Annotated in this window: 26 protein-coding genes; 8 read left to right on the top strand and 18 right to left on the bottom strand. The window is 57.4% G+C overall.

Annotation, left to right across the window (positions count from 1 at the left end; genetic code table 11):
- Positions 1-61 precede the first annotated feature (61 nt).
- Positions 62-2,119, top strand: a complete 2,058-nt coding sequence (locus tag ACXAC3_RS07555; protein ID WP_475158298.1) for a DEAD/DEAH box helicase — start codon at positions 62-64, stop codon at positions 2,117-2,119.
- A 200-nt stretch (positions 2,120-2,319) separates the two neighbouring features.
- On the opposite strand, the gene ACXAC3_RS07550 is transcribed toward ACXAC3_RS07555, so the two are convergent.
- Positions 2,320-3,237: a LysR substrate-binding domain-containing protein gene (locus tag ACXAC3_RS07550; protein ID WP_475158296.1), complete on the bottom strand. Its 918-nt coding sequence runs from the start codon at positions 3,235-3,237 to the stop codon at positions 2,320-2,322.
- Positions 3,238-3,288: 51 nt separating this feature from the next.
- Here ACXAC3_RS07550 and ACXAC3_RS07545 point away from each other — a divergent pair, with 51 nt between their 5' ends.
- Entirely contained in the window at positions 3,289-4,203 is a 915-nt protein-coding gene (locus ACXAC3_RS07545; RefSeq protein WP_475158295.1) for an NAD(P)-dependent oxidoreductase, read from the top strand.
- Positions 4,204-4,389: 186 nt separating this feature from the next.
- Here the strand turns inward: ACXAC3_RS07545 and ACXAC3_RS07540 are convergent, their stop codons facing one another.
- Positions 4,390-5,016, bottom strand: coding sequence for a class I SAM-dependent methyltransferase (locus tag ACXAC3_RS07540; protein WP_475158293.1), 627 nt, complete (start codon positions 5,014-5,016; stop codon positions 4,390-4,392).
- Between the two features lie 23 nt (positions 5,017-5,039).
- The gene (locus ACXAC3_RS07535) at positions 5,040-5,864 is read right to left on the bottom strand and encodes a sterol desaturase family protein (protein ID WP_475158291.1); all 825 of its coding nucleotides are present in this window, start codon (positions 5,862-5,864) and stop codon (positions 5,040-5,042) included.
- Between the two features lie 214 nt (positions 5,865-6,078).
- Here ACXAC3_RS07535 and ACXAC3_RS07530 point away from each other — a divergent pair, with 214 nt between their 5' ends.
- Both ACXAC3_RS07530 and ACXAC3_RS07525 read left to right on the top strand, forming a co-directional pair.
- The gene (locus tag ACXAC3_RS07530; protein ID WP_475158288.1) at positions 6,079-7,071 is read left to right on the top strand and encodes a helix-turn-helix domain-containing protein; all 993 of its coding nucleotides are present in this window, start codon (positions 6,079-6,081) and stop codon (positions 7,069-7,071) included.
- 39 nt (positions 7,072-7,110) lie between these two features.
- Complete coding sequence (locus tag ACXAC3_RS07525) at positions 7,111-7,992, top strand: sterol desaturase family protein (protein WP_475158285.1); 882 nt, start codon at positions 7,111-7,113, stop codon at positions 7,990-7,992.
- A gap of 79 nt (positions 7,993-8,071) precedes the next feature.
- Here ACXAC3_RS07525 and ACXAC3_RS07520 read toward each other — a convergent pair whose 3' ends face one another.
- Both ACXAC3_RS07520 and ACXAC3_RS07515 read right to left on the bottom strand, forming a co-directional pair.
- Positions 8,072-8,290 (bottom strand): GDCCVxC domain-containing (seleno)protein, encoded by a 219-nt coding sequence (locus tag ACXAC3_RS07520; protein ID WP_475158283.1) that lies wholly within the window; start codon positions 8,288-8,290, stop codon positions 8,072-8,074.
- 4 nt (positions 8,291-8,294) lie between these two features.
- The gene (locus ACXAC3_RS07515) at positions 8,295-8,618 is read right to left on the bottom strand and encodes a hypothetical protein (protein ID WP_475158281.1); all 324 of its coding nucleotides are present in this window, start codon (positions 8,616-8,618) and stop codon (positions 8,295-8,297) included.
- A gap of 97 nt (positions 8,619-8,715) precedes the next feature.
- Here ACXAC3_RS07515 and ACXAC3_RS07510 point away from each other — a divergent pair, with 97 nt between their 5' ends.
- Entirely contained in the window at positions 8,716-9,117 is a 402-nt protein-coding gene (locus ACXAC3_RS07510; RefSeq protein WP_475158277.1) for a MerR family transcriptional regulator, read from the top strand.
- Positions 9,118-9,275: 158 nt separating this feature from the next.
- On the opposite strand, the gene ACXAC3_RS07505 is transcribed toward ACXAC3_RS07510, so the two are convergent.
- Genes ACXAC3_RS07505 through ACXAC3_RS07490 form a run of 4 tightly spaced genes read right to left on the bottom strand, consistent with a single transcriptional unit; the run spans position 9,276 to position 11,844 of the window.
- A complete protein-coding gene (locus ACXAC3_RS07505; protein ID WP_475158274.1) occupies positions 9,276-9,818 on the bottom strand; it encodes a DUF411 domain-containing protein in 543 nt (180 codons plus the stop codon).
- A 27-nt stretch (positions 9,819-9,845) separates the two neighbouring features.
- Positions 9,846-10,337 carry a c-type cytochrome gene (locus ACXAC3_RS07500; protein WP_475158270.1) on the bottom strand — a complete coding sequence of 164 codons (492 nt, stop codon included), beginning with the start codon at positions 10,335-10,337 and terminating at the stop codon, positions 9,846-9,848.
- A gap of 4 nt (positions 10,338-10,341) precedes the next feature.
- Positions 10,342-11,241, bottom strand: coding sequence for a c-type cytochrome (locus ACXAC3_RS07495; protein WP_475158267.1), 900 nt, complete (start codon positions 11,239-11,241; stop codon positions 10,342-10,344).
- A 9-nt stretch (positions 11,242-11,250) separates the two neighbouring features.
- Entirely contained in the window at positions 11,251-11,844 is a 594-nt protein-coding gene (locus ACXAC3_RS07490; RefSeq protein ID WP_475158265.1) for a c-type cytochrome, read from the bottom strand.
- Between the two features lie 217 nt (positions 11,845-12,061).
- Here ACXAC3_RS07490 and ACXAC3_RS07485 point away from each other — a divergent pair, with 217 nt between their 5' ends.
- Entirely contained in the window at positions 12,062-12,385 is a 324-nt protein-coding gene (locus ACXAC3_RS07485; RefSeq protein WP_475158262.1) for a hypothetical protein, read from the top strand.
- 135 nt (positions 12,386-12,520) lie between these two features.
- Here ACXAC3_RS07485 and ACXAC3_RS07480 read toward each other — a convergent pair whose 3' ends face one another.
- On the bottom strand, positions 12,521-13,915 hold the full coding sequence (locus ACXAC3_RS07480) for an aminotransferase-like domain-containing protein (protein ID WP_475158257.1): 1,395 nt from the start codon (positions 13,913-13,915) through the stop codon (positions 12,521-12,523).
- Between the two features lie 116 nt (positions 13,916-14,031).
- Between ACXAC3_RS07480 and ACXAC3_RS07475 the strand changes: the two genes are divergently transcribed.
- Positions 14,032-14,892 (top strand): DMT family transporter, encoded by an 861-nt coding sequence (locus ACXAC3_RS07475; RefSeq protein ID WP_475158255.1) that lies wholly within the window; start codon positions 14,032-14,034, stop codon positions 14,890-14,892.
- 143 nt (positions 14,893-15,035) lie between these two features.
- Here the strand turns inward: ACXAC3_RS07475 and ACXAC3_RS07470 are convergent, their stop codons facing one another.
- From ACXAC3_RS07470 to ACXAC3_RS07435, 8 genes are all read right to left on the bottom strand, one after another.
- Positions 15,036-16,643, bottom strand: a complete 1,608-nt coding sequence (locus ACXAC3_RS07470; RefSeq protein ID WP_475158253.1) for an FGGY-family carbohydrate kinase — start codon at positions 16,641-16,643, stop codon at positions 15,036-15,038.
- A 20-nt stretch (positions 16,644-16,663) separates the two neighbouring features.
- Positions 16,664-17,344, bottom strand: a complete 681-nt coding sequence (locus tag ACXAC3_RS07465) for a class II aldolase/adducin family protein (protein ID WP_475158252.1) — start codon at positions 17,342-17,344, stop codon at positions 16,664-16,666.
- Positions 17,337-18,764: an FGGY family carbohydrate kinase gene (locus tag ACXAC3_RS07460; protein ID WP_475158250.1), complete on the bottom strand. Its 1,428-nt coding sequence runs from the start codon at positions 18,762-18,764 to the stop codon at positions 17,337-17,339. The genes ACXAC3_RS07465 and ACXAC3_RS07460 overlap by 8 nt, the downstream gene beginning before the upstream one ends.
- A 13-nt stretch (positions 18,765-18,777) precedes the next feature.
- On the bottom strand, positions 18,778-19,626 hold the full coding sequence (locus tag ACXAC3_RS07455) for a sugar phosphate isomerase/epimerase family protein (RefSeq protein WP_475158249.1): 849 nt from the start codon (positions 19,624-19,626) through the stop codon (positions 18,778-18,780).
- Positions 19,627-19,628: 2 nt separating this feature from the next.
- Complete coding sequence (locus tag ACXAC3_RS07450) at positions 19,629-20,489, bottom strand: ABC transporter permease (protein ID WP_475158247.1); 861 nt, start codon at positions 20,487-20,489, stop codon at positions 19,629-19,631.
- A gap of 128 nt (positions 20,490-20,617) precedes the next feature.
- Positions 20,618-21,619 carry an ABC transporter permease gene (locus tag ACXAC3_RS07445; protein ID WP_475158245.1) on the bottom strand — a complete coding sequence of 334 codons (1,002 nt, stop codon included), beginning with the start codon at positions 21,617-21,619 and terminating at the stop codon, positions 20,618-20,620.
- Positions 21,612-23,117, bottom strand: a complete 1,506-nt coding sequence (locus ACXAC3_RS07440; RefSeq protein ID WP_475158244.1) for a sugar ABC transporter ATP-binding protein — start codon at positions 23,115-23,117, stop codon at positions 21,612-21,614. Before ACXAC3_RS07440 ends, ACXAC3_RS07445 begins: the two co-directional genes overlap by 8 nt.
- A gap of 65 nt (positions 23,118-23,182) precedes the next feature.
- On the bottom strand, positions 23,183-24,163 hold the full coding sequence (locus ACXAC3_RS07435; RefSeq protein WP_475158238.1) for a substrate-binding domain-containing protein: 981 nt from the start codon (positions 24,161-24,163) through the stop codon (positions 23,183-23,185).
- Positions 24,164-24,294: 131 nt separating this feature from the next.
- On the opposite strand from ACXAC3_RS07435, the gene ACXAC3_RS07430 reads away from it, so the two are divergent.
- Positions 24,295-25,335 (top strand): LacI family DNA-binding transcriptional regulator, encoded by a 1,041-nt coding sequence (locus tag ACXAC3_RS07430; protein ID WP_475158232.1) that lies wholly within the window; start codon positions 24,295-24,297, stop codon positions 25,333-25,335.
- Positions 25,336-25,631 lie beyond the last annotated feature (296 nt).

Raw genomic sequence — 25,631 nt, 5'->3', positions numbered from 1 at the left:
CGGGCTATACATCTGAACCAAATACCACTATCGCCAGGTCTTTCCCGGCATTTGGTGACCTATGCAAGATTTCTCTGCCCTCCCGAAAACCCTGTCCGCAACGCTGTCCCAAAAAGGCTATAGCAACTTGACGCCTGTACAAGAGGCTGTGTCAGATGAAGCGCTGGCAGGAAAGGATCTGCTTGTCTCTGCACAAACCGGTTCTGGCAAGACCGTGGGTTTCGGGCTGGCAATGGCGGAAGAACTTCTCGACAAGCACGGCCGTTTCGACCGACCAGCGGCGCCTTTGGCCGTGGTCATCGCACCCACGCGCGAACTGGCCCTGCAAGTGCGGCGGGAGTTCGACTGGCTGTTTGCTGAGGCCGGGATCGTCACTGCGTCGGCAGTAGGTGGTTTGGATGCGCGCACAGAGCGCAGGGCGCTTGAGCGCGGTGCACATGTTGTGGTCGCCACGCCTGGGCGGCTGCGCGATCATATCACACGCGGGGTCATCGACCTGAGCGATCTACAAACCGTCGTTCTGGACGAAGCCGACGAAATGTTGGACATGGGGTTCGCCGAAGACCTTGAATACATCCTTGATCAAACGCCCGAGAACCGGCGCACCCTGATGTTCTCGGCCACTGTTCCACGAGGCATTGCCAAGCTTGCCCAGACTTACCAGAAAGAGGGTGCGCAGCGGATCAAGGTTGGAAGCGCGGACGCACAGCATTCGGACATTACCTATAGCGCCTTGAACGTGGCCCCGTCGGATATTGAAAAAGCGATCATCAATTTGCTGTGCTATCACGACGTTCAAACCACGATTGTGTTCGCCAATACCCGGTCCATGGTTGCGCGTCTGACCGCGAAACTCTCCAATCGGGGATTTTCTGTCGTCTCACTGTCAGGGGAACTCAGTCAGGCAGAGCGCACCAACGCGATGCAAGCCCTGCGCGACGGGCGCGCGAAGGTTTGCGTTGCGACAGACGTGGCCGCCCGCGGCATTGATCTTCCGGGGTTGGAGTTGGTGATCCATGCGGATCTGCCCTCAAATGCGGAAACTTTGCTGCATCGCTCTGGTCGGACAGGCCGTGCCGGGCGCAAGGGAACATCAATTCTGATCGTGCCAGTTCGGCAACGTTCAAAGGCACAACGATTGCTGAAAACCGCCAAGCTGGAGGCCGAATGGGGCGCCCCGCCCTCAGCCGATGAAGTGTTCACACGGGAAGAGGAACGCATCATTTCCAATCCCGCCCTGGATGAGCCGCCAAGTGCTGAGGAAGCGGCTTTCGCTGAACGGTTGCTCAGCGGAAGAACTCCCGAGCAGATCGCTGCAGCCTATATGCGCCTCTACCGAGAACGCCACTCAGCACCGGAGATCCTGGGAACGGCACCAGAGTCTGGAAAACGCAACACTGATCGGCGGGCGGCGTTTGGGCCAAGCACCTGGTTCTCACTTTCATTAGGGCGCAAACAGCGGGCGGAGCCGCGTTGGTTGCTGCCAATGCTGTGCCGCAACGCGGGTTTGTCCAAAGACGCCATCGGCGCAATCCGCGTTCAGTATCAAGAGACCTTTGTCGAGATCGCCAATGATGCTGTGCCCGCAATGAAACAAGAACTGGGCGCTGATCTCACCATAGAACAAGGTGCGACGCTGACTGAACTGGCAGGCAAACCAGATTTCGATGCCTCGCCCAAGGGACCGCCAGCGGCACCACATTCATCGGACGAGCCCGCCAAATCCCGAGGGGTTGATTCAGGCAAACCGTCGAAAGCTGCGCGTGGCTCCGAACGTTCCGACCAAGATGTCCGGGCTGCATCCGAGCGCCCGAAGAGCAAAGGAAAATCCGCGGCACGCACGTCGAACAGACAAGCAAACGAAGACAAGACTAAACGGGACTCTGCCCGGCAAGCGCGGCCGACGCGCGAGCACGGAAAGGCAAAACCACAGCCCGCCCCAGGGGATAAGAAGCGACAAAAACAAGATAAGCTCGCTTCTGACACTTCCAAGTCTCTGAAAGCACAAAAGGCGCGTTACAAGGCCGACACCAAAGACTCAAAAGCGCCGCGTTCAAAAAGCAGAAACAGTAAGGGCGGAGAAGCAAGGCCTTTCCGCAAGCCTTCAAAGAGAAATTGAGCGCTCAGCTAAGAGGTATTCATCTTGGTCGCCAGTACAGCAGCGCGACTTCGTGGGACGGTCCGCAGGAGACATTCACCGCAGCCATTGGCGCGGCGGTGCGGTATCCCAAGAACGGACCTTCATTCATAGCGTAGCACTATCGGGTCGTTATCTTGCAAGATCAGATTCATTTAACTCTAGCCGGTGCCATTTACCACCTAAAGCAAATGAGCGGGCGTCCATCGGAAAAGACTTCTCTCGTATTCAGTTATGGACTTTGAAAGCCACTGCATGAACAGCTTTGCCGCTGGCCGAACCGGACCGGGCAGCGTGACGAGGTAATAGCCGATCTGCGGTATTGGATCATCAAACAGCGCCACGAGTTGTCCTGACTTCAACTCGTCGGAGATAAAGGCTGGTACCGTCGCTCCGATACCGTCACCTCGGCGGATGCCATCCAGCAGCATGTTGCCCGGCATGCGGACCACTCTCCGATCCGCTTCGGGCGGGATTCCGACCTTTTCTAACCACAGGTCAAACTCGACTGACGCTTGTTCCTGAAGAAGCGTGAAATCAAGCAATTCTGCAGGATTCGTGAACACCCGGTTTCCGATTAGCTCGCGGGACGCAACAACCGTCAGACAGCCTGGCAGCAGCATCTGCGAGACAAGCCCTTGCCAGTGACCTGTTCCGTATCGGATGGCCATATCAATTCCGCCCGGCTTGAGGTCGACAGCCTGGATCGTTGAATCGATCCTCAATTCGATATTGGGAAATTCGTCAATAAACGTCGATAGACGCGGCATGAGGAACGCGCTTGAAAACATCGGTGTCGCGCTAACCACCAACGGTCGAACCGCCTCTGCACTCGACACGCTCTCAGTCACGGAGGCCATTTCAGCGAAGGCTTCAAGCAGGCCAGCTGACAGGAATTCGCCTTGCGATGTCAGAGAAATGCCATGTCGGGTACGAGTGATAAGCCGAGTGTCGAGATGTTGTTCGAGCCAGCGGATTTGCTGGCTGACTGCGGAATGGGTCACGTTCAGTGCCTCTGCCGCCCGGGTCAGATTTCGATGCTCGGCAGCGGCGGCGAAGGCTCTAAGAGATGTCAAAGAGGGAAGCGTGCGCCAATCCATAAGTAAGATCATCTAACAATATAGAAAAATTTACAACTATGTGATCCTCCGATGCCGGCGCATGTTGGTGCAAGAATTTATTGGCGGACACAGGAGACCAACATCATGAAACTTGCTGTTTTGGGACTGGGCAATATGGGCTCAGCACTGGCGCGTTGCCTGCTCAAGGCAGACCACGAAGTCAGCATTTGGAACCGCACGTCAGAAAAGGCCGAGGCACTGGCTAAGGCTGGTGCAAAGACCTGCGCCTCGCCGGAGGACGCCGTTGCCGTGTCCGACTTTGTTATCATCTGTATCAAGAGCCACAAGGAAACTGTTGAACTGGTCAACGGGCTGAGTGTTTCGCTAAAGGATAAGACCATCTGCGACATGAGCACGGGCGATACCTCGGATGCCGATAGACTGGTCGGCATCCTGGAGAGACAGGGAGCTGACTACATGCTGGGCATGATCAATGCCTACCCTTCCGGTATTGGCGGTGACGAAACCACAATCCTCACGGTGGGCAGTGCCGGAACCTGGGACCGTTATGGCAGCATCATCAGAGAATTGGGTGGAAAGTCCAGCCATGTTGGAGAGAAACCAGAGGCACTTGCCGCGCTCTTTGCCAGCCTCTTCACGGTTCGGCAGGGGTTTATGTTCGGAATGGTCTATGGTGCACTTGTTTGCCAGAAAGCGGGCATCCCGATGCAGTTATATGCCGACCAACTCCCTGTCACGATCAAATTGGTCAATGATTATTATGATCTTTTTGCCAGAACTGTTCCGACCGAAGATTACGACAACGCCGAAGCGTCGTTGAAAGTCTACGCTTTGGCGCAGGAGGATGCGCTGAAGACCTACCTGTCTCTAGATGCTCCGGCTGATTTTATTCAGTTGATACATGACCGCACAAAGGCGGCCTGGGATGACGGTCATGGCGACAAAAAACTGACCTCGCTGGTTCAGCATATGACGGATGCCTGATACAACAAACTCAAGCGGCCCAGAGCCGACGTTGAGCACGACGTTTGATTTCTGCGGATGCAGCCCGCATTCCGGTCATTCGCTGCACGCGCAAAAGATACCACTGTTGCTGCTCAATAAGCGCGGGACAGAATGGTCGTTCCATTCAATGACCAAAGAGCTTTAGCCTGCATTGCTGTCCATCCGTTAGGGCTTCACCGCCATGCTCCAATGCGTCAAACGCCCGGCGATGGTCTCGGTAAGCGTTTCGGGCGGACGATACCCGACGCGGGAAAGCACCTTCTCAACTTGCTGGATTTTCGGGAAACGGTAGACGGTGTCGGGGAAGCCGTTAACAGCTCTTTCGTCGGCCGTTGATCGGTAGCAAAGTACGAGCGCTCCGCCCGGTCGCAGCACGCGAAACGTCTCGGCGATATGGGCCGCCGAGTCCGGCCAGAAATAGATCGTGTGCACCGACAGCGCCTTGTCGAAACGGTTGTCCGGAAAGGGCAGCTCAAACGTGTCCGCGCAGTGAAATGTCATACGGGTGTCCCAGACAGCTTCTCGGTTTCTGGCCCGTGCGCGCCTCAGCATCACCTCGGAGAAATCCACACCGGCGCTGTTCGAAAGGCGTACCATTCTGTCTGCCGCAAACAGGGTTTCGCCGTGGCCGCAGCCAATGTCGATCAGGCTGTCGCCGTATGAGAGGTCGAGGAGCTGCAGGGCACGGTCGTTTTCGGGGCGCGTCTCTCGCGCCATGATCCGCGCGACGAGTGCACCCAGCAGTCCTGTCGGTCGGCGGCTCTGGCGGGCTAAGAACTCCGGTTTTGTCATCTTTTTCCCTCATGCTTGGATGTCTATTTAGGGGTTTCGGAATTGCACCGCGGCGTACGGACAGGCAACGACGGGATGGGAGTGGTGACTTTTTGAAAGGCTTCGTAATAGTCTGGATGTTCCGTCTCCATCAGTCGGTCCCACCACGTGAAGTAGAGACCAAGGTTGTAGCCGGCATGCGCGTGGTGCAGATCGTGATGGGTGACGGTTGTCATCCAGTCGAACAGCGGTAGGCCGTTCCGGTTGGCCGGGAAAAGCTCATACCCCGAATGTCCGATCGCGTTCCGCAGCATCATATGCGTGACAAAGATCAGGATCGCCACCGGATGGACCGGCAGGACAAGCAGGATCAGCGGTAGGTATATCGCGTTCGCGACCGCTTCGCCCAGGTCGAAGCTGTAAGAGGTGAAGGGCGTCGGGTTGTGTGACCGGTGGTGCAGCCGGTGAAAGCGGCGGAAGAGCAGCGGGCGGTGCAGCAGTCGGTGAGACCAGTAGAACCATGCATCGTGGGCCACTATCAAAACCGCTGTGCTGAACACCAGATAGATCCAGCCATATGTTTGAATCTGGGTATAGATCGGGACAAATCCCGCCTCGGCCCCCAGAACGATCAGCGTGCCGTTGAGGGCAAAGACCAGAACCGTCCGCAGGCTCGCGAGGATTTCACGAACGATCTGCGCACCCGGCGGTGAGTCGGTCCGGATTTTGCGCGCCCGAAGGCGCGCGGCAAGCGCCATGTTCACGATCAGATAGATGCCGCCAGCGCCAATCGCGTAGCGCAGGAAGTCCGTGGCGAGCACACCCGAGAATATCCCAGCGAGGTGACTGTAAATGCATTGATCTTCCATGATGGTCTCCAGTCGGTAATTCTGACCGAGAGTTTTGGACCAACTCGCGAATTGCTCTCGCCATCTTTGGAAACCGGTTGGCCTTTCCCGGAATTGGCGCGTTTTTTTCGAAATCGGCGCATCGAACGCGGTTGACGGCCTCACCGGTCTGGGCTTCGCTTGTTCCATGCAGGACGTGGCGGTCAGATTGGACCTTTTGTTGAGGGGCGGCGCGGTGACGTCGCTGGTGATTTGCGCGCTGATCTTCCTGGCTAATCGCGCGGCCTTGCCCAGAGGCTTGTCGGTGCCAGCCCTCTGTCTTGGACTTGGCGCCTACTTGCTTGTGTCATCGCCGAACCTTGGACTCTCCGGAACCTGGCTACGTAACATACTAGTCATGATCGCCGGTGTGGTGCCGCTTCTGACGATCTGGGCCGGGGTCGAGATATTTTTGGATCGACCGGTATACCGGCCTTGGCATGGCGTGGTGGCCATACTGGTGGCCGCTGCAGCTTGGCTCGCGCCGGTTTTGCCGGTTTTGTCTGTCCTTCGGGGTATCTTCGTCGTCTTGCTTTATGCGGGATTGCTCTACATCGCGCTTTCTACCGCCGCAGGCGATCTGGTCGAGACCCGCCGCCGGTTTCGAAGGTGGTTCGTGGCGTTCATGGCCCTTGCTGGTCTCGGCATCTCGGTGGTCGAATTGTTGCAGCTCGATGCAGATCTACCACCCGTGATGTATCCGCTCCATGCGTCGGGGTTTCTGGTTTTGACGATCCTGTTCATGTGTTGGGCGACCCGGATCGCGCCCGATCTCTGGCCCCTTCGCCAGGCACCCAAAACGGGCAATGCCGCGCCCCTTTCAAGCGCGGATACTGCGGTGCTGCAAAGGGTTCATGCGGCGATGGCGCAAGGTATCTGGCGGCAGGAAGGTCTGACGGTTTCGGCGCTCGCGGCGGCGGTGGATGCCCCGGAGCACCGGGTCAGGCGTGCCATCAACCGCGGGCTCGGGTATCGCAATTTCGCGCAATTCGTCAATGAGCATCGGATCGAGGCAGCCTGTGAGATCCTGTCTGATCCTGCGCGGGCAGACACATCTGTTCTGTCAATCGCCTACGATGTCGGTTTCGCGTCCGTTGGGCCGTTCAATCGTGCGTTTCGCGAGAAACACGAGCAATCCCCGACTGAGTACCGCAACCTGCATGGTGCAATCGTCACCGAGAATTTGTAACATCTCAACGGCGACCAGTAGTCGAGAAAGACACGCTCCATGTCCGGCACCATCCTCGCAGCTGAGCCGACCATCCGCCTTGTTGCCTTTCTGGGCATTCTGGCGGTCATGGCGCTATGGGAAGTTGCAGCACCCCGGCGGCGACGGGAAATACCACGCGTTGTGCGATGGACAAATAACCTTGCGCTCGTTGTGCTCGACACCGCGATCCTGCGGCTGACTTTTCCGATCCTTGCGGTTGGTCTTGCGGTGATGGCCGAGGACCGCGGATGGGGGCTCTTCAACAACATAAATGCGCCGGTTTGGGTTGCCATCGTGGTCTCGATGCTGCTTCTCGATCTTGCGATCTATCTTCAGCATTTGATGTTCCACGCAGTGCCGGGGCTTTGGCGGTTGCATCGGATGCATCACGCAGATCTTGATTTCGACGCGACCACAGGCTTGCAATTCCACCCGGTAGAAATCCTCATCTCGATGGGGATCAAGCTGGTGGTCGTTGCAGCCTTGGGTCCTCCCGCTGTCGCGGTGCTCTTGTTCGAGGTCATCCTGAACGCGACGGCGCTTTTCAATCACGCCAACGTTGATCTGCCCCGCCCGGTCGATCGTGTCCTCAGATCGATCGTCGTCACCCCGGATATGCACCGCGTGCACCACTCCGTCGATCCACGCCAGACCAACTCGAACTTCGGCTTCAATCTGCCATGGTGGGACCGGCTGTTGGGAACTTACGTCGCGCAGCCTGCGAAAGGGCACAAGGGTATGATGATCGGCATCAAGCAGTTTCGCACGCGCCGCGACCTCTGGCTCGACCGGATGTTGATTCAACCCTTTCTCGGCCCGGCGAGTGGAGGTGCGCTCGACGCCCAGGGCCATCGGAAGCGATCTTCATCCGCCTCATCCAAGCCGGATGCCGACAAATAGATCCTCGAACAAAGCCTTGCTGGGTCGCGTAGCATTTTCGGGATTCGAAAGGCGGCAGAAGTTGCCAAAACTGCTCAATCTATCCGCAACAGCTGTCGCCCAGTTGAATGGGCGGGCACGGCACAGTGGCATATGAGCAGTAGACGCAACAGTCGCCTTCGAGCGGTTTCAATACTGTCTTGCACGACTTACATTCGTAGAACCACTGGCAAGCGTCAGTCGGCATTTTCTCAGTTTCAACGTGCCCACATTCCGGACAAGTCAATGTACTTTTCAGCACCACGGTTTGTTCTGTCATTGTGTCACATCTGCATAATTAGGTAGTCGTTGATTTGACCCTCGTAGAGTACGATGACCCATGCGAGGCCCGTCATTGCGGTACTTCTGACAAGCCACCACTTTAGTCGCGCCATCGACCCGCGGAGGTGAGATACCAGCCACGAAACTGCGACCAGCGCCGTCGATACTGCCAGCACGTAGAAACTCGCCGCTGCAATTTTACCAAAAACAGCCAGCCAACTGCCGCCCAACCCCAGCAACATCATCGCCATAGGCAGTACACAGCAGGTCGCCACACCCAGGGCCATCAACGATCCAATGTAACTGAGGCCAAGATATTTCTGCACTCCGTTCCTCCAATGGCCGCCGTGCTTTGCGTTGCAGTTATGACTCATAACCGTATAACTTCTGTAGTCGCTACAGGATCAAGAAGGAAAGCTTCACATGATTGCGATTGGAGAGGCCTCCCGGCAAAGCGGCGTTGGGATCGAAGCGATCCGCTACTACGAACGTGAAGGAATTGTCCCAAAACCCGAGCGGGCTCCCAACAATCGTCGCCTCTACTCCGCTTATGACGTTAGTAGGCTTCGCTTTCTGAGGAAGTGCCGCGATTTGGGGTTCGCGCTCGCAGATGCAAAGACACTCCTTGATTTGTGCGAGGGCGGCGGTGAAGACTGCCAAACCGTAAAAGAAATGGCTGATCTCCATATTTCCAGCGTGCGCGACAAAATAAGCGAACTTCGACGTCTGGAAGCCGCACTGAATGAACTCACAGCAAACTGCGACAGCGGAAATGTTTCCTGCCCTATGCTTTCTCAACTGCAAACTGCACAAGACCAACGATAGTTCTTTGGGCGAAATCTCCCCGGTGAAACGCCGTAGTTTCACCGGAGATTCCAACGCAAGAAAGTACTGAGCGACAACAGGTATAACTGCCGACACCCCGAAATCCCAAAAGGGGGCGAAAACCCCTGCCGTGATATCATTAGTTTGGAGGCCGCCGATCAGGCCGCTGCGTAGTGACTGAACACGTCCGTAGTGCCATCCTTGCGAATCAGGAAGACCGAATAGGCCTCGCGTTCGCTCTCGGGACCCATACCGGGTGAGCCGTAGGGCATGCCTGGCACGGTCAGACCGATCGCGTCGGGGCGTTCAGCCAGAAGACGACGGATATCGGTTGGCGGCACATGGCCCTCGATGACGTAGCCCTCGACCAGGCCGGTGTGACAGGAAGCCAACTCCTCCGGGACACCCTTGGTGGCCTTGTATTGCGACAGGGACTCCCAGGAGGCGTTCTGAACCTCCATCTCGAACCCATCGCGTTGCATGATGTCAATCCAGGCGCCACAGCACCCGCAGTTTGGGTCCTTGAGGACCTCTACCTGCGGCTTGGCGGTTGCCTGGGCCGGTGCGGCCAGAGCGATGCCGGAGGCACCGAGGCCAGCCAGAAAGAGGCGGCGGTCGAGTGTCGGCGTGGTCATGTCATTTCCTTTCCGTTTTCGCGCCTGCGGTGTGATGTTGGGTCTTGTGACCGAAACCGCAGGCAAGTGTCATGAAATGTGTCAAGCGGGCCGTCATGAGCCGCCCTGCATCAGTTCGCTTTCGGTGCGCACCGCCTGCATGTCGCGGATGCGCTCGGGCCAGGTGGATTTGATATAGGCCAGGATGTCCCAGATCTGCTGATCGCTCAGGCTGTCGCCAAATCCAGGCATACCGCTGGCAAAACCGGACACTCCGCGGGCTTCCAGCGCTGCTTCGCCACCCTGTTTGGTGTAGTCGAACAGCAACGCATCCCCGTGATGCCAGGTATGGCCGGTCTCGTCATGCGGCGGAGCAGGAAGGGTGCCATCCTCATTTGGAGCACGCCAATTGGGCTGTCCTTCCAAATCGGCACCATGGCAGGACGCACAGGACTCGGCATAGAGCCCCGCGCCCTCCTCAACATTGGTCGTTCTCGGCTGCACCGGCGGACCCGCCTGCGTGCTTGACGACGCGAGCCACGCGACCGCAGCACCGGTGACGACAATCCCGGCCAGGACAAATGCAAAGATTGTTCCGGTTTTCATTGCCTCATCCCCCTTCATGTTCGTCCATCAGATAGGTCGCGATTGCCGTCCGGTCGGCTTCGGTCAGGAAACTTGTTCCATAAAGCACGACCTCGCCCATGGAACCGCCAAAGACGTCCCCTTCGGGTGTGATGCCGGTGCGCAGGGCATAGGCCAGGCTGGCCACGTCCCATCCCTTGTCAGCCAATGTCAGGTGATCGATGGCCGGTGCTTTCTCATCGCCTGGCAGCGCATCGCTGCCCCTGAAGTGCTCCGTGTCCGATTTGCGCGCGCCTGCGAAGTTGCGTCCCGTATGGCAAGCGCCACAGTGGGCGGCCCCTTCAACCAGTTCGCGACCCCGGTTCCATATCTCGTCCTTACCCGCCACCGGTCCTGTCCGTGGAGGCTCCAGATAGGCGGCCCGCCAGAGTTTCAGCCCCCAGCGCTGGTTGAACGGAAAACCCATCTCGAGCGGGAGCGATGGTTCGGCGACCGGTGGCACGGTTTGGAAGGCGGCCCAGAGATCGGCAATCTCCTGATCCGAGAAATTGGCATAGAAAGGATAGGGAAAGGCCGGGTAATAGGCGTGCCCCTCGGGCGAGACTCCTTCGCGGACGGCGCGGGCGAACTGCGCCTGGGTCCAACCTCGGATCCCGTGGTCCGGGTCGGTGGTGAGGTTCGGCGAATACAGCGTGCCAAACGGGGTCTCCAACGCCACTCCGCCCGCCAGTGACGCTCCGCCTTTCGCGAAATCGGTATGACACGCGATGCAGCCGGAGGCGCGGGCCAGATAGGCGCCGCGGTCCACATCCCCCTCCAGAGTGATGGGCGCGAGAGGCCGGCCGATCGGCCAGGCCATCAGGCCTGCAAAGCTAACTGCGGCGATAACAACGCCAGCCAGCCCCAGACGATAGAACATACGCATCGTGCAGGCCTACTTCTCGATCCGAAAGCGGGTATGGCAGGCCGAACAGACCTGTCCCATCATGGTGAAAACCCCGTCGGCTGGCATCTGCGACAGATCAATCATGCCGCCGTCTGCGGCGCTGCCCATCATGCCAGCCCCCATCATGGTGCCGCCCATCATTGAGCCGCCCTGACCGCCCATCATATCACCTGCAGCAGACGTTTCACCGACCATCATTAACCCGTTTTCGGAAGCTTCCCCCAATCCGTCCGCCGTCACACGCAGCTGATCGGCCAGAGCTGAAAACGCGTCCCAGTCCTGCCAGATCTCCGGCTTTGCCTCGGATGGTGCATCAAGGCTGCCTTCGGGGAACAATTTGGTCAGCGCCTCGCCGGCATGGTGACTGATATCCTCAGACCGTTCGCGCACAACGGATGCGTCATAATCGACCTGCCCCCGCATCATCGGGGTCAGCACTTTCATCGCCTCTTTCATCACGCCCATGCCATCCATGCGTTCCTTTACAACGCCGGTGGCTCCGCCATGGGCAAACACCGACTGGCTTGCCACGGCCAGAACAGACGCAACCACAGCGCCCAGCAACAATTTCTTAGGTTTCATTGGATTTTCCTATCTGAGTTATCTCTTCACACCAGACGGTGTGTGCGGATACGGGTCAGATCAGGACTTTTGGGGGCGGCGGGTCGAAATTTGAAACCACCGGGATGCCCTTCGTCGCGCGTGGCAGTCCATACCGTTCACTGCATCCCAATAAATCCGCGTTCAGGTTTGACAGTTGGACGATCGCAGGACCGCTGCAGAACGCTCCGCCGTGACAATGGCCCTGATGGTCCTTCGCGGAACGTTCAGCGTGCGTTTGAACCTCGACAGAAACCACGGAAGGCTCATGTTTTCCATGCGCCTCAGCGACGCCACCGGACAAAAGCAGAGCGGCGGTGAACACGCCGACCGCGACGAAAAGCAACCCGATCCATCTGCGACTGTCCAAAAGCACCGCTCAGTTCATCCCGTTGTCTTGTTTCAATTCTCTTACCGAGGCGATGATGTTCTCAACGTCCGCGCGGGTCAAGCCTTCGACCAGCGGCAACTTGCTGAACCGACACTGATACGCGAACAGGCGCCAAAGACAGTTAAAGGCTGAGGTTATGTCAACATGACGGCCTCGCTCAAGTACTTTGGCACACGGAGCGGCACTCGCTCCATTGGCATACCGCATCGGCCCTTTAAAGACATTTGCTTTATGAAACAACGCTGCAATGCGGCTTCTGCAAAGCAGTCATTGAGGCCTGGTCGCACTCATCAGCTCAAGAAGCAGTTTCTTATGCGCCACTCCCGTCATCTGGCTCACGTTGAAGCGCATAAACGAGTTCTTGGACTGGGTCGGGCTGAAGACATTTCCCGGGGCAAGCACAACGCCATGTTTGAGAGCTTCCCGTGCCAGCATGGCCGCCTCCCTTCCGTCTGGCAGCTCACACCATAGGTAAAATCCGCCCTTGGGATTCACGAAGGGCGTGATGTCCAGGGTGCCCAACTCATCGATAGAACGCGCGCGGGCGCGATCCAGTTTGGCCCTCAGCGCGTCCATATGTTTACGGTAGCTCCCGTCGGTGAGGGCTGCGTGCAGCAATTCTGATACCATCGGGCTCGGCCCACCAAAGCTGATTGCGACCTGAAGGTCGGTCAGGGCTGCAATCCAGCTAGGCCTGGCAGCTATGTATCCACATCGTAGCGACGCCGAAAGCGTCTTTGAGAAGCTGCCAATCGTAAGAACACGGTCCAGCCCATCCAACGCGGCTAGACGCGGAGACAGGTCCGGCTCGAACTCAGCAAAGATAGCGTCTTCCACGATAAGCAGATCATGGGCCTCGGCGAGAGACAACACTCGATGCGCGGTCGCTGCTGAGAGCGTCGCGCCAGTTGGATTGTGCAATGCCGAGTTGGTCAGATAGAGCCGGGGACGCTCTTTGCGTAGGACGCTTTCGAACATCGTGAGATCGGGACCATTGGGCGTGTAGGGTACACTAACAAGTGCAACCTGATGCGCACGCAAGAGGGCTTGAAAATTGAAATAGCACGGATCGTCCACCAGAACTGTATCACCCGGCTTGAGCAGCAATCTGCAGATCAAATCCAGCGCTTGTGACCCAGAATTTGTAAGCAAAACGGTGTTTGGGTCGACGTCTATGTTTTGATCGCCCAACATGCGTGCTACGTGTTGGCGCAGGCCCGCATGCCCCTTTGCATTGCTGTAATCGGTCAACACATTGCTGTTGCCCCGTGCCACATTGCGCATGGCCCGACGCAGTGACTCCAGTGGCATCCAGTCTGACGGCATCCACCCGCATCCGGGCTTCTCCATGCTGTCTTCTGCATCAATGGATTGCCGAGCGACCCAAAGTGGATCAATCTCTCGCTCAAGCTGTGGCCCGGTTTGCGACACGACAAAGGGCTGAACGCGGTCGGAAACAAAGAAACCAGAACCACGTCGGGCAAAGATAACGCCCTCAGCGGCCAAGATGTCGTAGGCCTCAACAACGGTCGAGGGCGAGACACCCAATCTACGTGCAAGCAACCGGACAGACGGCAGCTTGGTGCCTGCGCTATATGTACGAGACCGTATCCTGCGTGTGATATAGTCTATCACGAGGGTGCGACGGGTCGCTTTGGCCATGGTACTATCAATCTGTTTGGGTTCATCTATAAATACAGTTCGAACGAATTGTACTGTTCTGTATCTGCATTTACCACAACGCTTCCACTACAAAATCCAAAAAGGATTGTGTGGCGATGACGTCTTCATTTTCGGGTTGGGGCAGTGGATTGATCGGTGTGCTGATCTTCAGTGGGTCTTTGCCCGCGACACGAGTGGCCGTAAGTGGATTTGACCCCCTTTTTTTGACCTCAGCTCGTGCCGTGCTGGCGACAGCTCTGGCACTGTGTTTGCTGGTCTTATTCAAAGAGCTGAAACCGTCGCGGTCGGATCTTGGATCCCTCATAACGGTGGCCTTGGGCGTCGTGATCGGCTTTCCTCTGATAACAGCCTTAGCCCTTCAGCACATCACGGCTGCGCATTCGATCGTCTTCATCGGGCTTTTGCCCTTGAGCACCGCCGCATTTGGCGCGTTGCGCGGCGGCGAACGACCGGCCGGAATGTTCTGGGTGTTTTCCGTCTTGGGGAGTGCGGCCGTCGTTGGTTTTGCCCTCACGCAAAGTTCGGAAGTGTCCCTGATCGGAGACCTGTTAATGTTGGCGGCCATCCTCGCCTGCGGATTGGGTTACGCCGAAGGGGCGCTGCTCTCGCGTCGATTGGGTGGCTGGCAGGTGATTTCTTGGGCGCTTGTCTTGTCATCACCATTCATGGCCATTCTCGCAATCTTCACATGGCCTGACACAATTGCTGATTTGAGCATGCCTGTCTGGCTCAGCTTGGGATACGTCTCCATTTTTTCGATGCTGGTTGGATTTGTGTTTTGGTATCGCGGTCTGGCTCGCGGGGGCACAGCAGGTGTTGGGCAGCTACAACTGCTTCAGCCGTTTTTTGGCTTGATCCTTGCAGCGGCCTTACTAGCGGAACCAATCGCGCCTTCGATGATCGGGGTAACGGTTTTCGTCGTGGTTTGCGTGGCCGGTGCAAAGCACTTCGCGTAACGGCCCAAAGCGGACGCTAGCATTTCTCTCAAATGCTGCTGCTGCGCCCGCAACGCGGACATTCGCTGTGTGAACGACGTCGAAGCAAGTAAAACATCAATTGGCGAACAAACTGCCGAATTTCACGCCGCAAAGCTCAAGGCTTACATAACGGCTACCTGCCGAGCGAGTTCCTGAAATCGTACGAAAAGGGCAAAACGCTGTTTGTGTTTTCCAACTGTCGGACCGGCGACCGGTGCGTATCTTTTTGCAACGCTAGACATTGCGTCCATACTCATGGCTAGGTCGCTGTAACAACCGGAGGCACAGGCGCCAAGCATTGCGGCACCGAGTAGAACCGGTTCTTCGGAGTCCGGGCCGGCAACCGCAATACCTACCGAGTCCGCAAGCATTTGTCGCACAGCGTCGTTCCGCCCCGCACCGCCAGAGACTATAACATTCGAAATGGGTGCACCTTCGCGGGCTTGCGTTTCGATGATTTGGCGCAATCCGTAACCGAGCCCGCAAAGCCCGGCAACATAAAGCGCGACCAGACTGTCGAGTGAAGTGTCCATGTCTAGACCCGCGATGACTGCTCGTGTGCGGGGATCCGCATGCGGTGCGCGATTTCCAAGGAACTCCGGAACGACATGTAGACCATCGGCAAGGTCGACCAAATCGCTGGCAGACCCGACTTGCATCAATGCCCTGTCCATCAACCAGTCCGGCAGAGACTTTCCGTCTTGAACCGCCACCTTCGCCGCATCAACTGCAGCGGGGTGCATGCCAATCAACCTGTCGATGGCCGCCCCTGCAGCGGACTGGCCGCCTTCGTTCAACCACATGCCGGGGATCATCGCCGAGTGGTATGGCCCCCAGACGCCAGGAACGAACACCGCCTTGGACGTTGTAGTCATGGTGCAAGAGGACGTACCAAAAACGTAGGCCATATTCTCGGTCACCGGTCCGAGGCCTGTGGCCCCGACCGTACCAACACCTCCAGCGTGAGCATCGATGAGCCCCGCACCAACGGCTGTGCCCGGTCGGAGACCAAGCACCTCGGCTGCCTCCTCCGTCACGCCTTGTGCGAGTCGTGTCCCCGGCTCAACAATCTCCGTACCGACACGACGATACTGCTCATCAACCAACTCTCCGAGATCAATCTGCCGAAAATACCCGTCGTTCCACCCGCCCGTGCCCGCGACATAGGTCCACTTGCATGTGACCGTACAGGATGACCGCGCGAGCGATCCGGTCGCCTTCCACGTCAGGAAGTCGGTTAAATCCAAGAAATGCCCCGCCTGTGCAAAGGTCTTAGGCCGATGGCGCTTTAACCAGAGAAGTTTGGGGGTCTGCATTTCTGGCGAGATGGTGCCGCCGACATAGGAAAGGACATCGTGATTTGTAGCGTTGATGTCTTCCGCCTCGGCAACGGCGCGGTGATCCATCCACACGATGATGTCGCGCTCTTGGTCCTCGCTTGATCCAACTGGCAGCGGCTCACCAGAGCTGTCCAGAACAACAAGAGAACACGTCGCGTCGAACCCGACGCCGTCAATTTCGCGCGGAGCAATTCCGGCGGCTGCAATCGCAGTGCGCGAGGCGTCGCCGACTGCTGCCCAAATCTGTGAAGACGATTGTTCGACAAAATCAGCGCCGTCCCGGTAGACCTCGACGTCGGAATTTCCGGTCCCAAGCAGTCGGCCGTCTTCATCGAAAACGCCCGCACGCACGCTGCCAGTTCCAACATCGATTCCCATAAAACAGGGCATTTTGCTCCTCCTCTTCCCGGTCAGTTGCGTGGACGAGCCGCGTCTTCGCTGCCCTCCGGCTCCGGACCTTGGCCGTAGCTCATGCGCTGCATCTGATCGATCACTCGCTTCATTTCTGCATCCGAAAGGATCGGAGGATCGCCCAGCGGCAAAGCCTGCACGTATAACCTTGCCAAGGTTTCGACCTCGGTCGCCAACCAAAGCGCGGAATCCAAAGTCTTGCCGAGTGAGATCTGGCCATGTTGACCAAGCAGGCACGCAAGACGCCCATCAAGTGCACTGAGCGCCGTATCGGACAGTTCCTGCGTGCCGAAGGTGGCATATTCGGAACAGCGAATGGTTATGCCTCCGGCGATCCCGACCATGTAGTGAAAAGCGGGGATCTCGCGATGATGGCAAGCCAGGGTCGTGGCGTACACCGAGTGGCAATGCAAAACGACTTCGATATCTGTCCGGTTCTGTAGAATGTCGCGGTGAAAGCGCCATTCCGACGAAGGCCTTCGCCCCGAATAAGTGCCTGCAAAATCCATTTCGACAAGGTCTTCTGGTGTCATAGTGTCATAGGGCAGCGATGATGGCGTGATCAGAAAGCCCTTGCCACAACGGGCCGACAGATTACCTGCTGTGCCTTGGTTGATGCCTGTGGCGTTCATCTGCCTGCAAGTTTCAACCATACGCTCCCGTAATTCGGCTTCAGTCATTCTCTGCTTTTCCTTTTTCGTCTGCGGCTCTGCGCCAGTGTTGGAAGTACGCTGCCAGGCCGGGCATGGCGAGGGGCTTGACCGGTTTGAGCGACACTCGCCCCGGGCTGGTCCGGACCTCGTGGTCGGCGAGGCGTACAGCACCTGCAACAACACCGTGCGGCTCATCCGAAAGAACGGTCTCTCTGGTGCCGCGCAAAGCTGCAACAAGTGGCGCGAAAAGCGGTTCTTTAAGAAACGTTCCATCGAGAACTAGAGTTTCGCCACCATCTATAACGTCGGCACAGGTTGTTGTCAGAAGCGCGGTGTACAGAAGGGCCAGCGCTGTACGCTCGCTCTGATCTTTCGGCGGCGGACCAAGAAAATGTCCGCGGCAACCGCTTCCGGGAAACTGGCCCTCGTTGTTGCTGAAGCTTGGAATCGCCAAGGTTTTCCGGGCAACGAGCCGAGCTAAAACCTCTGCGTCCGCGGACCCACCGCTCCAGTCTTTGCCAGCAATGGACGAAAACTCACGCCCCCCCATCACCAGCGCACCACCAACGGCGTTGCCGTCCAAGTCTGAATTGATCGTCATGCCGCGCGCCTCATCCAGTGAGGACAGATCGACATCGAGTGAGAGTCCCACGATCCAGGTGCCCGTCGAGACCAATGTAAATTCGCGCATCCCGTCGGCGATGTATCGATAGAAATTCGCGGTTGAGTCATGAGCCCCTGTCAGGACCGTGATGTCGTCAGGCAAGCCGAACTTCCGGACAAGCGGCTGCCGTATCGTGCCGAGTGCTGTCCAGGCGGGCCTAAATTCCGGCATCAGCCGTTGCCAGTCCTGGCCCTTTACAATTGGGGTCCAACGGCGTTGACGGACATTCCAAAGGTGCGACTGCGCCCCCATGGCCGAGTATTCTGACGCGGCCACTCCGGTCAGCCACCAACCCCAGTATTGAGCGATGTTGAGAAAATGGCGGGCCGCCTTAAAGCTCTCGGGCTGGGCGTATTCCATCCACAAAAGCTGCCGCGCGGCGTGGGTCGAAGCCATCATCACGGGACTGCCGCGATCCTCGAACGAACCGGCCTTCAGACTGTATTCCGCATCAATCTCGGGTGGGCACGGCTGTTCGTAGTCGATCATCGGCATGGCAAGACCGGCACCGTTCGCATCAGGGTGATCACCTGTAAGAACACCGCCCGAGCCGTGTCCCACGGGCACAACAACCCGGATTGGATGCTCCCGACAGAAATACGCCAACGTTTCGCCCACCCAAACGGAAAGTGCATCAACGTCATGATGTTGCCAGGGCGGTCCGGCGAGCACCCTGTTCGGTGTGGATCTTTTCTTGAATAGGGTGCCATCGGCAGCGGCCACCCACAGATCGACATTGGTCTTGCCGATATCGAGAACTGCGATTTCGCCGGTTTGCGTCATTTATTGCCGCCGTTCATATCAGGCGATATTGCGCGGCCTTGTTTCGAAGGAATGGCAGGCCCTTGTCCATCACTTCTTCAAACGATGGGGCGACCGGACGCCAGATAGCCAGACCATATGCGACCTGCGGCGGCATGTTGATGAAGCTTTCCATTGCTAACCCACCCTTGAAGCCGATGGCCGCGAGCGTCGCGTAAATCTCATCCCAGTCGCAGGTTCCCTCGCCTGGCGTACCGCGGTCGCTTTCCGACAAGTGGATGTAGCGAAGATGTTCGCGCGCGTCGAGGATGCCATTGCCTGCGCCCTTCTCTTCGATGTTCATGTGATAGGTGTCGAGATGGACAAAAATATTATCTGCGCCAACCTTCTCGATCATTTCGATCGCTTGCCACCCGGTGTTGATCAAGTGGTTCTCGTAGCGGTTCACCGGTTCGATCCCGAATGCAATTCCGATGCTTTTCGCATGTTTCGCGGCGGCTTCAAGTGCGTGTGCGATATTGTCGTACTCACTTTGAGTCGGCGGCACGCCCGTACGTTCCCCTATCCCGCCATAAGTGACACCGGACAGTGCATCGGCCCCCATTTCCTTGGTTTTGTTCATGGCGTCGATCAGATGCTCTATGGCGCCATCAGGATTCACCGAGGCCCAGTTAACCTCGGGCAAGCCCAGCGAACAGACCGCGCGCATCTCGTGCTCTGCAAGAAGACTACGGGTGTGTTCCGCGTCGACAACGCTTGTATCCAAAAGGGCGATCTCGATGAAATCCATCTTGTAAGCTGCAGCGGCGGGAATCGTCCTCTCGGCACCCTCGCGATCCCAATGCATGGTCCACATGCTGGTGTGTACGCCGAAACCTTCCATCGTCACGCTCCTTTTCGTTGTCTGCTTCGCCATCGCATCCCGACCCACCTGAGCGCCATGACAGCAATCAGAAAGAGGCCCCAAACAGCGGTAGAAAGATGCTGGTTTGCTCCTATCAAATTCAGGCCGGAGGACAGCGCCTGCAAGATGATCAGTGCGAGGACAACTGGCAGCACACGTCCGAACCCGCCGAACGGGTCGATTCCTCCAAGAAAGCAGGCCAAAACCGTCACAAGCAAAAGCGCCTCGCCGTGGCCGACGCGAACTGAATTGAATCGCGCCGCCATCACAATCCCCGCGACGGCACAGATCACACCCGATATGGCATAGATCAGCACAAGTGTCCGACGCGTGTGCAGGCCTGAATATTCCGACGCCTCAATGTTGGACCCTATCATGTAGACCGAAAACCCGTGCCGCGACCGCTTCAACATGACATTCCAAAGGAACGCGGCAACGATAAAGACGATCATCGGAACCGGGATGCCGAGAAGGCTGCCGTGGCCAAGAACGTTCATGTATTCGGGAAAGCCTGAGATATCGCCACCGCGCGTCAGAAACTCGCCAAGACCCCGCAGGAAGATCATCATCGCCAGCGATACCAGGATGGGATGGGCACCGACGTAAGCCACGACCGCTCCCATGACCGCACCCGAAACAGCACCAGTCAAAACTGCAAGCGCGGCTCCCAGTACGAAAGCGCCTGGACCGGCTTCAGGTCCGCCAAACTGAATCAGGACCCAGGCCAGCGCCAGTCCCGAGATGTTGGCTTGAAAGATGATTGCCAAGTTCAGCCCACCAGACAGGATCGGAACAAGCATTGCCAGTGTCAGCAACCCGAGCACCGGCATTTGAAAGGCCATCGAACGCAGGTTCGCGCCCGTTAGGAACAAAGGCGTCGCCAAAGAGAAACCTAAAAATACCACGCAAAGAAAAGCCAAAAGCGGAAGTGTCTCAGCCCCGAATAGGGCGTTTATCCTATCGCGCATTGTCATGCCGTGGCTTCCGACGGCCGGCGCGAATTCTTACGACCGCCAAAGCTCAGGTTCGAAGACGATATTGCCACAAGTATTGCCGCGCCAATGATCATCTGGAAGGCGAACGGCGAGATACCGAGCAGGTTCAGCCCATTTTGTGTGACAGCCACGAACATGACACCGAGAATGCAGCCAACCACCGTGCCGCGACCTCCTCCAAGCCGCGCGCCACCCAGAACGACGGCCGCCAGCACGTCCAGTTCCCGGCCATAGAGCGCGTTTGGTACGACTTCCTGAGCGATATTCACCTGCATCAACCCGCCGATCCCGGCCATCATCCCGCACCAGCCGAACGCGACAATTTGCATTTGCCAGATGCTGACACCAGCGCGGCGAGCGCCCTCCGGATTGTCACCAAAGGCGTAGAGCTGTCGGCCCAGCGTCGTAAGGCGGATCAACCCCCAGGTTGCCAGAACGCAGACGATCATGACCCCGACCGACAGGTTCAGTTCGGACCACGTCCCGTCTGCCGCCTGCCGCTCGAAGATGAAAATTCGGTCCGTCCACCAGTCAGGTAAATTGTAGATGTTCCGACCCTTCGTGAAAAACATCAGAAGCCCAAAGAATGCGTTGAACGTGGCGATCGTGATGACAATCGAAATCACTCGGAATCCGTGGATCAGGAAGGCATTTATTAGCCCTAGTCCAATCCCAAGCGTGCCCGCGACAAGGAACCCGATGGCCCAGTTGCCGCCGCCTAACGCCATGAAAACCTGTGCTGCCACGTACTGAACGACCGAGGCTGCGACAGCGAACGAAATGTCGATCCCGCCTGCAATCAAAACGACCAGAAGGCCCACAGCCCAGATAAGATTCACGGCATTGTTGTTCAGCAGCGACGTGATGTTGCCCAATGTCAGGAACGTGTCGGTGGCCAACGAAAGCCCGATGACAATCAAAAGCAGAACAACCGAAAGGCGGGCCTCGATGGGATATGTGCGGAACACGTCACGCATAAATCCGTGCCTCAAGGTCAGGAACGCTGGTTGTTTTCGGATCGTATTCGCCAACAAACTTGCCATCCGCCATATGCAATACGCGGTCGGCGTTGTAGACGACCTCGGTCACCTCGTCGGAAATCAGCAGGATCGCCAACCCCTCTTCAGCGAGTTGCCGTACAATCCGGAATATGCCTGCCCGCGCGCCGACATCAACGCCAACGGTCGGGTTGTCGAGAATCAGGAGCCGGGGTTCCGTTGCCAGCCATTTGGCCAACACCACCCGCTGCTGATTGCCACCCGACAAGGTCGACACTGCATCCTCAGGCTTTCCGATCTTTACCGCCAATTCGCTGATCCAGTGTCGCACAAGGTCGGATTGACGGGAAGGTGAGATCAAGCCCAGACCCCCCAGAATGCGGTCGAGCACAGAAATCGCTGTGTTGTCGGAAATGGACTGTGGCTGGACCAACCCAAGTGACAGCCGATCTTCCGAAACATACGCCACGCCGCGCGCGATGGCGTCCCGAATTGACTTCATGCGTATCGAAGCGCCTTCCAATCGGATGCCACCGGCGTCCGGTTGGTGCATTCCAATGAGCGCATGCGCCAACTCGGTCCTACCCGAGCCAATTAATCCGGTAAGCCCAACGACTTCGCCTTCCCGGATTGTCAGGTTGATATCTTCGAACTCTCCGTGCCGCGTAAGCCCGGCGGCTTCCAAAACCGGTGCCGCGTCCGAACGATCGCGCGCGGTTACCGCATGTTCATGCATTGTACCGGTCATCAACTCACCAAGCCGAAATTGGGTCATGCCTTCGGTCGGAAATACACCTACCAATTTGCCGTCCCGAACCACCGTAATACGCTCCGAAACGTCGATAACTTCGGCTAATCTATGGCTGACGAAGACAACGGCGATCCCTTGCGCAGAAAGTGTGCGCACTACAGCCAGCAGTGCATCCGTCTCGCTTTGGGTCAGCGACGCGGTTGGTTCATCCATAAAAACCAGCTGCGCATCTCCCATCAAGGCACGTGCGATAGCGACGACTTGACGCTCTGCAATCGGCAAGTCAAGAAGCCGAGCGTCCAGATCAAGCCGTACGCCCAACCGGTCCAGCACAGCTTGCGTCTGAGCTCGATGGCGCCGGCCCAAATTGAGACGCGGGACAAGGCCAACCATCTCGTCGAACGCAATATTTTCGGCAACGGTCATGTGCGGGAATAGAGCAAGGTCCTGCCAGATTACGGCGATCCCAAGTGCACGCGCCCGGGACGGTGAAATCGCTGCAATCGGTTCACCAAAAAGCTCAATCTCGGCCCCGGGGTCCGGAGTATGAACACCGGTTACAATCTTGATAAGCGTAGACTTACCACAGCCATTTTCGCCGGCGAGGCAATGTACTTCACCCGGCTGCACCTCAAAATCCACTGACTGGAGGGCTTTCACTCCGCCAAAGGTTTTCGAGACATTGCGAAGCCGCAATGCGGCGGGCAATTCGGTTTCTGTTGTCACGGAATTCTGCTTTTCGATAAAGGGGGCCCGTAGATCGCACGGCCCCCCGTTTTGATGAGGTAGCCTCAGAGGCCCTTGGCTGCCAGCTCGTCTACCGTACTCTTGTTAATTTCCAAGAGGTTGTCGGTGATGATGTTGGTGCCGGTCGGGCTAACCACGCCAAGGCCTTCAATGTCGGTCCCGTCGGTGATCTCTTCACCTTCGACCAGCATGTTGCCAATGGTGACGAATACACGGCCAGCTTCGGCCGGGTTCCACATGAAGCCACCCGAAATGACATCATCTTTCAGAAGCTTCTGGCCCTGACCCGGGGAGAACGGCCCAAGGACATGAACCTTTCCGCCCAAACGGCGTTCTTCGATAGCGCGCCCGGCGCCAATCGGACCCTGGCTGCCGAAGGCCAGGAAACCGCGCAGGTCTGGATTGGCCGCGATCAAGTCAAGCGCGGTCGAGCGACTGTCGTCGACACTTTCGGCCACGCCATAGCGATCACCAACCGGCTTAAGCTTGTCGGCACAATTTTCGGCAAGCCACGCAATCCCCGCATCGGCCCAGGCATTGTGCAGCGGCACTGTCAGCGAACCAACGTAGACCGCATAGGTGCCAGGTTCCTCGGTCTTTTCGCAAAGCAGCTTTGCATGCGCTTCGCCAAAACCATCTGCCGAGGCCAGTTCGAAGTTCCAGTCGACATTGTTCAAGCCGGGACCTTCGTGTGCGACCACTTTGATACCGGCGTCCATCGCCTTCTGCAAAACAGGCTCAAGAGCCGCCTCATCGTTCGGCACGACGCCAATCACATCGACACCCTTAGCAATCAAATCCTCGATCGCACGCACCTGAAGAGCTGGGTCGGCTGAGGTCGGGCCAATCATCTCTGCACTAACGCCCAATTCAGCAGCACGCTCCTTAATGCCTTCCTCCATGGCGTTGAACCACGGGATGCCACCGATCTTAACTACGATACCCATGGTCGTTTCCGCAGCAGCGTAGGTTGCGGTCAAAGTGAATGCGCAGACGGATGCTGCAAGTATTGTTTTGAGTTTCATACTTTCCTCCCAGAAAGATCCACGCTGAAAAAGCGCGGCCGTGCATTTTGCACCATCGATTGTTCTAGTTGCGCAATCGATGGTGCTGAGGCTATAGGGAAACAGGCGATTGTGTCAAAGGGGAATCGTTCATGGCCAAAGACGCTGTGAAAAAACAGGTCACGATCTACGATATCGCGAACCGCGCCGGTACGTCGGCAAGCACCGTGGGTGCTGTTTTGAACGGCAGTTGGCGCAATCGACGTATCAGCGAAAGACGTGCCGAAACGGTGCGGAAGATTGCGAACGAGATGGGCTATGCCCCCAATATGCAGGCCCGAGCACTTCGAAGTGTGCAGTCACGGATGATCGGCATGATTCTCCCGATGTATGACAACCGCTATTTCGGGGCAATCGCCGAACGGTTTGAGGTTGAAGCCCGAGCACGGGGTCTTTTGCCTATGACCTCCTGCACCTGGCGCGATCCGGAACTCGAACTCGCGACCGTGCGTCAGATGCTCTCTTACAACGTTGACCGTATCGTGTGTACAGGTGCAACTGACCCGGACGGCATCGCGCTGATTTGTGGAGAACAGGGCGTACCAACGATAAACCTCGATCTGCCCGGCACAGTTGCAACCTCGATCATCTCGGACAATTACGCGGGTGCCTACAAGGTCACGGCAGCCCTAATCGAACGCGCAAACGCCGATGGCCGGGAATGGCAGGACAGCCTGCTCTGCGTCGGCGGACGCCCTGCAGATCACAACACGAGCGAGCGCATTCGTGGGTTTAGAGACGCCATTTCGGGTGCAGGCGCGTCGCCGATCGACGACCATATCCTCGCCTGCGGCTATGCAGCGAACAAGGCGAAAGCGGCTTTTTCAGCCAAGGTTGAAGCGCTTGGGCGCATGCCAACTGCCGTTTTCGTCAACTCCACGATCTCGCTGGAAGGTGTGTTCGACTGGCTGGCGCAGAACGAACGATCCGCGTTGGACACGATCCTTTTTGCTAGTTTCGACTGGGACCCATTTGCCCAGTATATGGCCCAAAACCTGTTTTCGGTTCGCCAGGATGTCGGGGCCATGCTGGAAGCCATGTTCCGGGTGATCGACAGCGAACGCACTCATCCGCCAGAAGTCATCCAGATTCCGCCTATTGTGTTGGCTGAAGGTAAAGGCCGCATGGACTAGCTTGATAGGGCCAAACTTCGCCCTTCAGCACAGTGCAAGACCGAAACTCACAAAGTTCGTCAATCACGTCCGAACAAACCAAAGAACAGATAAAATTATTTCCCGGCAAAAGGTTAGTCGGATTTGAAATCGCAAGCGCAATTGAAACATGGCCAAGACGACCGACTACTGGAAGCGGCCCTTAGCTGACCTTGATTGACTAGTCATGATGCTGCGGACGCAGCCCGCTTTTGGGACATTCGCCGCACACGCGAAATCAGTGGGTATTCAAACTCATGCGTCAGGGTCGATCCTAA

This window comes from Ruegeria sp. ABV4_181 (assembly GCF_056158465.1).
Note: the sequence above shows the minus strand (reverse complement) of the source record. Positions and strands in the feature narration are given on the sequence as shown.

Excerpts from the sequence above, each read along its gene's own strand:
- ACXAC3_RS07475 (WP_475158255.1), top strand. The coding sequence starts at position 14,032 with ATGACGTCTTCATTTTCGGGTTGGGGCAGTGGATTGATCGGTGTGCTG.
- ACXAC3_RS07535 (WP_475158291.1), bottom strand. The coding sequence starts at position 5,864 with ATGGAAGATCAATGCATTTACAGTCACCTCGCTGGGATATTCTCGGGT.
- ACXAC3_RS07445 (WP_475158245.1), bottom strand. The coding sequence starts at position 21,619 with ATGCGTGACGTGTTCCGCACATATCCCATCGAGGCCCGCCTTTCGGTT.
- ACXAC3_RS07490 (WP_475158265.1), bottom strand. The coding sequence starts at position 11,844 with ATGAAACCTAAGAAATTGTTGCTGGGCGCTGTGGTTGCGTCTGTTCTG.
- ACXAC3_RS07430 (WP_475158232.1), top strand. The coding sequence starts at position 24,295 with ATGGCCAAAGACGCTGTGAAAAAACAGGTCACGATCTACGATATCGCG.
- ACXAC3_RS07485 (WP_475158262.1), top strand. The coding sequence starts at position 12,062 with ATGGCCCTGATGGTCCTTCGCGGAACGTTCAGCGTGCGTTTGAACCTC.
- ACXAC3_RS07520 (WP_475158283.1), bottom strand. The coding sequence starts at position 8,290 with ATGACAGAACAAACCGTGGTGCTGAAAAGTACATTGACTTGTCCGGAA.
- ACXAC3_RS07460 (WP_475158250.1), bottom strand. The coding sequence starts at position 18,764 with ATGACGCAAACCGGCGAAATCGCAGTTCTCGATATCGGCAAGACCAAT.
- ACXAC3_RS07450 (WP_475158247.1), bottom strand. The coding sequence starts at position 20,489 with ATGGCCTTTCAAATGCCGGTGCTCGGGTTGCTGACACTGGCAATGCTT.
- ACXAC3_RS07525 (WP_475158285.1), top strand. The coding sequence starts at position 7,111 with ATGTCCGGCACCATCCTCGCAGCTGAGCCGACCATCCGCCTTGTTGCC.
- ACXAC3_RS07550 (WP_475158296.1), bottom strand. The coding sequence starts at position 3,237 with ATGGATTGGCGCACGCTTCCCTCTTTGACATCTCTTAGAGCCTTCGCC.
- ACXAC3_RS07470 (WP_475158253.1), bottom strand. The coding sequence starts at position 16,643 with ATGCCCTGTTTTATGGGAATCGATGTTGGAACTGGCAGCGTGCGTGCG.
- ACXAC3_RS07540 (WP_475158293.1), bottom strand. The coding sequence starts at position 5,016 with ATGACAAAACCGGAGTTCTTAGCCCGCCAGAGCCGCCGACCGACAGGA.
- ACXAC3_RS07555 (WP_475158298.1), top strand. The coding sequence starts at position 62 with ATGCAAGATTTCTCTGCCCTCCCGAAAACCCTGTCCGCAACGCTGTCC.
- ACXAC3_RS07495 (WP_475158267.1), bottom strand. The coding sequence starts at position 11,241 with ATGCGTATGTTCTATCGTCTGGGGCTGGCTGGCGTTGTTATCGCCGCA.
- ACXAC3_RS07455 (WP_475158249.1), bottom strand. The coding sequence starts at position 19,626 with ATGGAAGGTTTCGGCGTACACACCAGCATGTGGACCATGCATTGGGAT.
- ACXAC3_RS07510 (WP_475158277.1), top strand. The coding sequence starts at position 8,716 with ATGATTGCGATTGGAGAGGCCTCCCGGCAAAGCGGCGTTGGGATCGAA.
- ACXAC3_RS07480 (WP_475158257.1), bottom strand. The coding sequence starts at position 13,915 with ATGGCCAAAGCGACCCGTCGCACCCTCGTGATAGACTATATCACACGC.
- ACXAC3_RS07435 (WP_475158238.1), bottom strand. The coding sequence starts at position 24,163 with ATGAAACTCAAAACAATACTTGCAGCATCCGTCTGCGCATTCACTTTG.
- ACXAC3_RS07545 (WP_475158295.1), top strand. The coding sequence starts at position 3,289 with ATGCCGGCGCATGTTGGTGCAAGAATTTATTGGCGGACACAGGAGACC.
- ACXAC3_RS07500 (WP_475158270.1), bottom strand. The coding sequence starts at position 10,337 with ATGAAAACCGGAACAATCTTTGCATTTGTCCTGGCCGGGATTGTCGTC.
- ACXAC3_RS07465 (WP_475158252.1), bottom strand. The coding sequence starts at position 17,344 with ATGACTGAAGCCGAATTACGGGAGCGTATGGTTGAAACTTGCAGGCAG.